The organism is Moorena sp. SIO3I6 (assembly GCF_010672095.1).
The window spans coordinates 35258-42820 of sequence record NZ_JAAHHU010000049.1 but is presented as its reverse complement, the minus strand read 5'-3'; the positions used below and the strand labels follow the sequence as shown (position 1 = coordinate 42820).

Annotated in this window: 5 protein-coding genes and 1 pseudogene; 3 read left to right on the top strand and 3 right to left on the bottom strand. The window is 44.6% G+C overall.

Going from position 1 to position 7563, the window contains the following annotated elements:
• Window positions 1–118: 118 nt before the first annotated feature.
• The 3 genes and pseudogenes from F6K49_RS16210 to serA form a co-directional block, all read right to left on the bottom strand.
• Window positions 119–364, bottom strand: a pseudogene (locus F6K49_RS16210) (transposase); the annotation flags it as partial.
• Between the two features lie 222 nt (window positions 365–586).
• Entirely contained in the window at window positions 587–1480 is an 894-nt protein-coding gene (prmA, locus tag F6K49_RS16205) for a 50S ribosomal protein L11 methyltransferase (RefSeq protein WP_293028299.1), read from the bottom strand.
• Between the two features lie 164 nt (window positions 1481–1644).
• Complete coding sequence (gene serA / locus F6K49_RS16200) at window positions 1645–3225, bottom strand: phosphoglycerate dehydrogenase (RefSeq protein WP_293028302.1); 1581 nt, start codon at window positions 3223–3225, stop codon at window positions 1645–1647.
• Window positions 3226–3586: 361 nt separating this feature from the next.
• Between serA and F6K49_RS16195 the strand changes: the two genes are divergently transcribed.
• From F6K49_RS16195 to F6K49_RS16185, 3 genes are all read left to right on the top strand, one after another.
• Window positions 3587–4093: a hypothetical protein gene (locus F6K49_RS16195; RefSeq protein ID WP_293028324.1), complete on the top strand. Its 507-nt coding sequence runs from the start codon at window positions 3587–3589 to the stop codon at window positions 4091–4093.
• 232 nt (window positions 4094–4325) lie between these two features.
• Complete coding sequence (locus F6K49_RS16190; RefSeq protein ID WP_293028305.1) at window positions 4326–5105, top strand: photosystem II S4 domain protein; 780 nt, start codon at window positions 4326–4328, stop codon at window positions 5103–5105.
• A 198-nt stretch (window positions 5106–5303) separates the two neighbouring features.
• Window positions 5304–7364 (top strand): DICT sensory domain-containing protein, encoded by a 2061-nt coding sequence (locus F6K49_RS16185; RefSeq protein WP_293028309.1) that lies wholly within the window; start codon window positions 5304–5306, stop codon window positions 7362–7364.
• Window positions 7365–7563: the final 199 nt, after the last annotated feature.

The following is a 7563-nucleotide window of genomic DNA, read 5'->3' as shown; positions in this document are numbered from 1 at the left end:
CTCGGATTTCACGAGGGTTGGTGTCTCACCAACATGGTTATCAAGTTGTCAAGGTTTATTACCTTGCGACTAATCCCCCATATCTTTTCGGATAAGGTTTCTAGTCAACGAGTCGCACCCAGTCCATTAATTTGGCAGGCAGCCCCAAGGTATCGGGAGTTCTAAAACTTTTTACTTCCGGAATAGCCTTTTTCCAGTCTAATCCCCAATAGTTGATGCTTCCTAGCTTGTTGTAAGACTCAGCCCGAACAATGCCCAGCTTTTTCATAGTAGATAGTAACTCAGCCTCAACCGATTCAGTCATCCCTACTACTGGGACAATCTGAGTTGATATCTTCTTTGTTACTCCTACTTTTTTGGGCATCATCAACTAGGGTGTCTTCTTTCCTCAGTATACTCTAGTGCTATAAAAATGTCAATGTCGGTTTTATACCGTTAAATACTGTTTTATCCCTATTTATTAGGGTTTGATTGCGAGACTATCAAAACTCATTTAGCGCAAATGTTCAAGACTGAAACCGATGTAACAGTGGGCACCCGTATCCAACTGGCTATCCAACAACTTGCATGAATGACTAATCAGTAATCAGGAACGCCGAATATTAAAACAACACCAATCTTGACGCTTCCAGAGGGTGGCGACAATCCAGTTATTTTGTTCTAGGGTATCAGCAATCGGTTTCACCTGATCTAATAACACACCACTGATAACTCCCCAGCTGGTGGGTTTCACAATAGCATTCATTAGTGGAATTAAATCAATAATCACCTCTGCCAGAATATTGCAGAGGATTCCATCTACTGGTTCACCATTAGTAAGCTTAGACAAGGTTTCTAGACTACCCTGTTCTATTACCAGATCCTGCTCAGACATGTTGTTAAGAGAGCGGTTGTTGCGGGCAGCACCCACGGCTAATGGGTCAATATCCACGCCATAGACCTTTTTAGCCCCTAACAACACCGAGGCAATGGAAAGAATGCCCGAACCACAGCCAATATCCACTACCACATTCTCCTGATCACTGTAGCCTAGACGCATCTCTAATGCTTCCATGCATAACTGAGTGGTGGGATGGGTACCTGTGCCAAATGCTGCTCCAGGATCAAGGCGTAACAAGATCCGTTCGGAAGGGTCTGGTAAGGGTAGCCAGGCGGGATAGATCAAAAAGCGATCGCCAATTTCTTGGGGTTCCCAGTATTGTTTCCAACTACTTGCCCAATCTTCCTCATCAATCAGGTGCCACCGAGTTATCGGTACTGGCAGCCCTACAGTAAGGGCGTCCTGACTTACCCAAAGGGCAAGGGCTGCCAAATCCAACAGCTGTGCTTGTATTTGGGGTAAGTGAGCCAGCACTAGTTGAGAATGTCCCTTAAGCTGGCTGGACATTCCTCGACAACCAAACTTCTCCAATCGCCAGAAGATTAAATCCTCTAAGGCAGAGTCGCACAAAATTTGAATTTCCCACCAGCTGTTTGCCATATCTTAGTTCCGAGGTCAAGAGTGCTGAGTTTAAGAGTGGGGAGTCAGCAGGGGGAGATACACGCTCCTTCGTTAAGGATCAAGATTGTTTGTACCTATAACCTTTTCCCCATATTCAGCACTCAGCACTCAGCACTCAGTACTGAATATATTCAGTACTGAACTTATAAAGTTACCGTGTGAGCATCCCTAATCCCTGGCACCTTCATAATCTCTGTCAAAACTCCCTCCGGTAAGGGGTCATCTAGACTAAGCACCATAACTGCGTCACCCCGCACAATTTTGCGGCCCACCTGCATACTGGCAATATTGACATTAAAACTACCCAGTAGAGAGCCAATTTTACCAATAATTCCCGGCATATCCCGGTGTAGGGTAAACAGCATATAGTGAGTGGGAGGAACATTAATCGGGAATTCGTCGATACTGGTAATGTAGATTTCCCCATCATTTAACAAAGCACCCGTTACAGAATGTTTCCCCATGGAACCGGTAGCTGATAGATCTAGGGACCCAGAATAGTCTCGCATCGAAGCATCCCTGGTTTCAATTACCCGAATGCCCCGCTCTTTTGCTTCAATGGATGCATTGACATAGTTTACCCGCTCTCGCAGTGCCTGGGAAAGTAAGCCTTTGAGGGCAGCAACCACTAAGGGCTGGCTTTCGTTGGTAGCTAACTCTCCCTGTAATCGGACATCAAGTAATTCAATGCGTCCCCCCGCCAGTTGAGCAACTAGGTTACCCAGAGTTTCTGCCAACTCCATGTATGGTCTGAGTTTTTCAATCACATTGGGTGACAATCCAGGAATATTAACTGCTGAACGGGCGGGTAAGCCTAAGAGGACATCCCGAATTTGTTCGGCTACATCAACAGCAACATTAACTTGGGCTTCTGTGGTAGATGCCCCTAGGTGGGGGGTCAGAACGATTTCTTTCCCCAATTCACGCAAGGGGGATTCTCCTAGTGGTTCTGATTCATAAACATCCAATGCTGCACCAGCAATCTTACCCTCTTTGAGTGCCTTAGCCAGGGCTTCTTCATCAATAATGCCTCCTCTGGCACAGTTGATAATTCGGGCAGTCGGCTTCATCTTAGCAATGGCTTCGTCATTAATCAGATGAGCGGTTTCTGGAGTTTTCGGGATATGGAGTGTGATGTAATCAGACTCGCGCAACAGCAAATCCATCTCGACTAAACGACAGCCTAGCTGTTCGGCCCGTTCTACCGAAATGAAGGGGTCATAGCCCAGCAACTTCATTCCCATTGCTCGGGCGACAGTTGCTACATGGGAGCCAATTTTACCCAAGCCAACTACACCAAGGGTTTTTTTGTAAACTTCTGTGCCAATAAAAAGCTTACGCTGCCACTTATTGCTTTTAACTGACTGATTGGCATCGGAGATATGGCGAGATAGGGCTAGCATCATTGCCAGGGCATGTTCGGCTGCGGCTATAGTATTCCCTTCCGGAGAGTTAACCACTACAATCCCATGACGAGTTGCTGCTGGGATATCGACATTATCAACCCCAACACCAGCACGACCGATGATCTTGAGTTGCTTGCCCGCCTCAATTACCTCTTGGGTAACGCGGGTGCCAGAGCGAATCATCAGAGCATCATAGTCTGGAATAATTGTCAATAGTTCTTCCGGTGATAGATTCGGATTGAAATCAACCTGAGCAACTTGGGAAAGGATATCAATACCAGCTTGATCAATTGAGTCAGAAACAAGAACCTTAGACATGACCAGGAGATAGGTTAATGGGCTATACACACGGTGCTGGAGCTATGCCATGAGAAACTCAGATCAACCCCAAGAGTACTAGAGATGAACCATCATCAAATAGCACTTAACTACAAGGAAATGTAGTTGAACAGGTCGATTTGTTCACATTCAGTAGCTCTGACCGCAGTATGCTATCTTAACGGCAAAGGTATCCCTGGATCGCTAGTGATCTAAAAGATTTTAAGTTTCCCCCATCTTTGATGGAAAATTTCTCAAAACTCTAACTGTTGAAAACCCCTGTGCTTGAGGCGGGGGATCAAAAGGAGCTCAAGCAAGAGTTCAAGTAAACTTTACATGTACATAATCAGCACAAGTGGCGATGAAATATGTGATTGCTGTATTCCCCAACCGCATTAAGGCAGAAGAAGCTTATACTGCTTTGGAAAAAGAAGAATTACCTATGGATCGAGTAAGTATCTTGGGTAGAGGATATAAGAGTGCTGATGAGTTTGGATTCATTGACCCCAAACAACAGGGAATCAAGGGAGCCCGACGAATGGCATATTGGTTGGTTCCCTTTGGATTTGCGGCGGGTTATCTGTTCAATATGCTAACTGAAATAAAACTGTTTGGCTTCTCTAGCGAAATTGGCAATCATCTCCTGGGAGGGGTATTTGGTGCGATCGCAGCAGCAATGGGTAGCGTTTTCGTTGGAGGTGGGGTTGGTTTGAGTGTTGGTAGTGGTGATGCACTGCCTTATCGGAACCGTCTGAATCAGGGAAAATACTTAATTGTTGTTCAGGGATCCGAGAGTTTGACAGAGCTAGGGACTAAAATTATGCGTCAGTTTCAGCCGGAGACTATTCAAAGGTATGAGTTCCTCTAGACTATTTAAGGGTTGCGCAATTATTTTGGTGGTAAAAATCCCAAAGGGACAAAAAGTGGGAAGTAACTAAGCCTAAATGTAAATAAAAATTAATAAAAGTTAATAAAGATAAATTGTATAGTTAGTAATGGGAAATAGATGGTAAAAGAAACGAATTACCTATTGCTAAATCCTAATTACAATTTGAGGAAATAATTATTTAAAATCAAAAGTCTTTAACAAGCTATTAGGAATGCTACCTAGAGAAGAACTTTTAAAAGGTGTAGAGAATCGAGAGGATGTGGCTCGTGTGATTGACCAAGCTGATCAAGCAATTAAGACTTGGGAGGTGGTATTGACTGATTTTCTATCACCGCCAGTTTTGGTAGAGGTTGCTCAGCAGTTTGAACGGTTGACAGAGGTGCAATTGCTGGCTTGGGGAGGATATCCTCAGGCAGAACGACAACGGTTAGGGATCGCCCGTGAGGAATTGCCTCTGGATAAATCTCAGGTAGAAGTGGTGGGTTTGGATATTGCTGGGAATTTTTTGTTTGATACGGCAACTCACCGGGATTTCTTGGGGGCAATTCTGGGAACTGGATTGGTGCGAGAGAAGATTGGGGACATTATTGTCTTGGGAGAGCGAGGTGCTCAGGTGATTGTCGTACCAGAGTTGGTAGAGTTTCTGGAGCTGAATTTAAATCAGGTGCGTTCGGTACCTGTCAAAACTCAAAGGATTGATTTGAGTGAACTCAAGGTTAAGGAGCCGAAAAAGAAACTCAGAACAACAACAGAAGCTTCCATGCGTCTAGATGCGATCGCATCGGCTGGGTTTGGTATGTCCCGCAGCAAGATGGTTGATTTCATTACCACTGGGGATGTGCGGGTTAACTGGAAAGAGGTCAAACAATCTAGCTATACAGTCAAATCTGGAGATTTGATTGCCATTCGCGGTAAAGGACGCTTGGAGGTTGGGGATGTCTCTATTACTAAAAAACAAAGATATCGGGTTGAATTAACCCGATACATCTGAAACAGAGTGAGGCTTCAACATTCGCTGTGTTCAATCCCCTGTGTATAAGATAAATTGAGAAAGGTACACATAAAAAGTCTATAGGTTGTCAGCACCCCATACCCTGACTGGGACTAAAGAGCCTGACTGGTTTTTCGTTCCCCGTCGCCCATAGCTGGGGTTTCTACAATACCTAGCATTTGTGATGAAAATTTATTAATGATTATTACGACTTCCGTGCTGCAAAGCTTACTGCAAGCTATACCTATACTGCGGTCACAGGTGTACTTTAAGTCTTCTTTGACCGCACTTTCCCATGCCATGGAAGATCAGGTATTAGCTGGCTCAGAGCAGCCGTTGGTCATTGCTAGCTTCCAGCGAGAGCGTTTCTACCGTCAGGAAGCTCATCGATATCGACGCATTGCTCAACAGACCCCCCAAGTCTATGTACTAGCAGCACCGGAAACAGAATTTAAGAGTAGTTCAGAGTATCACGAAACCGTGGCATTTGAACCCAACGATACCCTCTCTCAAGAATGGCATTTGGTAGTTATTGGGAAAACATACACAAACTGTTTGATTTGTCAAGAACGACCCTCACCAATACTAGAGGTTACCAATGGGGAAATGGACTCATCCCGACGTTTTGAAGGAATCTGGACATTTGACCGGACGGTGAGTCAAAAAGCAGCTGAGATATTACTCAATCGCATTCAAATTTACCGACCTGAACTAGGCGCTAAGATTGAACAGGCCAAATCTCAGTATTTAGACGATTCATTAGTAGTTAGTGCTCGATTAACCCAAAACTCCACCAGTAATCTATCCCTTCTCGACCAAGCTCAAAGTTCCGCCAATTCTGATCCTTTTGTCCAGCGTTTGGTGACTTACCTACAGGCAGGTCAGTATAAATTGCTCAAAGCCTATCGCTCCATTGCTGCTCAGGGCAAGAAAGAATCTCTGATCAATTCTATTTCCAACGCCATTAGGCGATCCCTTGATCCCAATGCCATTCTTGAAGTCGCTGTGCAGGAGTTGGGTAAAGCCCTTGATGCATCACGGTGTCTGATTTATCGCTGTAAAGCAACAGATACCACTACTATCATCAATCATGAGTTCTTAAAGCCCTCTAGTCAGGGGGATGAACCATTAGTGCCCACACTAGGAAAAATATGGCCATTGCAAGACAATTGCCTATTCCAAGAGGTTGTCCAGAGTGGAGAACGGATTTATGTAGAAGACACCCAGACAGATCCTCGGATTAACGGTACTAATTCCACAAATAAAACTGGTAATCGACGATCAAAAACCTTGCACAATCTAGTCCAAGAGCTTGCCATTCGCTCTTGGCTGAAAGTACCAGTGCTGTATCAGGGTCAGTTATTGGGCATGTTAGATATACATCATTGTGGTTCCCAACCTTATCAATGGGAAAAGGATGAGTTAGCCTTAGTGGATGCGATCGCAACTCAAGTCGGTGTAGCTTTGATTCAAGCCGAAGCCTACGCCAACCTAGAAGATTTGAATCAGCAGCTAGAAGCTCTTGACCGCACCCGTAGCAATTTAGTAGCGATTACAGGTCATGAACTGCGCACTCCTCTCTCCACAATTCAAGTATGTCTTGAGAGTCTAGCTAGTGAGCCAGATATGTCCCTAGAATTGCGTCAGGTGATGCTCAATACTGCCCTCGCTGACGCCGAACGAATGCGGAAACTGATTCAGGACTTCCTTACTCTTTCTCGCTTAGAAAGTGGTCGTGTGGAATGGCACCCAGAATCCCTCTCCCTAAGAGAGTGCATTGACCTTTCCCTGAGTAATGTTTGCGCTCGCCGTTCTGAAGATGAACGACCTAGTTTATCGGTTCAAGTTCCAGAGAACCTTCCATTAGTCAAAGCCGACGGGGAGTGGCTAGTTGAAACTCTAGCTAGACTTCTCGATAATGCCTGCAAATTTACCAGCCCACAAGGAGAAGTAACTATAAGTATCCAAACACTGGACAATTCCATGATAGTAGTTATTATCGAAGATTCTGGACGTGGTATTGAACCCAATCGGCTGGAAGCTGTTTTTGACCGCTTCTATCAAGAAGAAGGTGCTCTGCGGCGAACTACTGGGGGAACAGGGCTAGGTTTAGCAATTTGTCGCCAAATTGTCAAAGGCTGGGGCGGTAAAATTTGGGCAAATTCAGCTGGCAAAGACCAAGGTTCTCAGTTTTACTTTACTGTTCCCATTATCCAAACTCCAAAATCAAAGCACTCAAAAGCTCGGCGTAAACGTTAGGGGAAATGAATATAACTAATTTTATGACACATACATCCCAGTTTATAACGAAGTTTATCTAATAATTTTCTGCCCCATTCCTTAGGAATATCTACTAACTTTTTTTTAAATTTTGCCTCTTCTTAGAGATCGCTTGTTCCTAAAATCATACCCCGATTCAGCAACGCCTTAGAGTTTCTTGGAAGCCCTAACTTAAGCG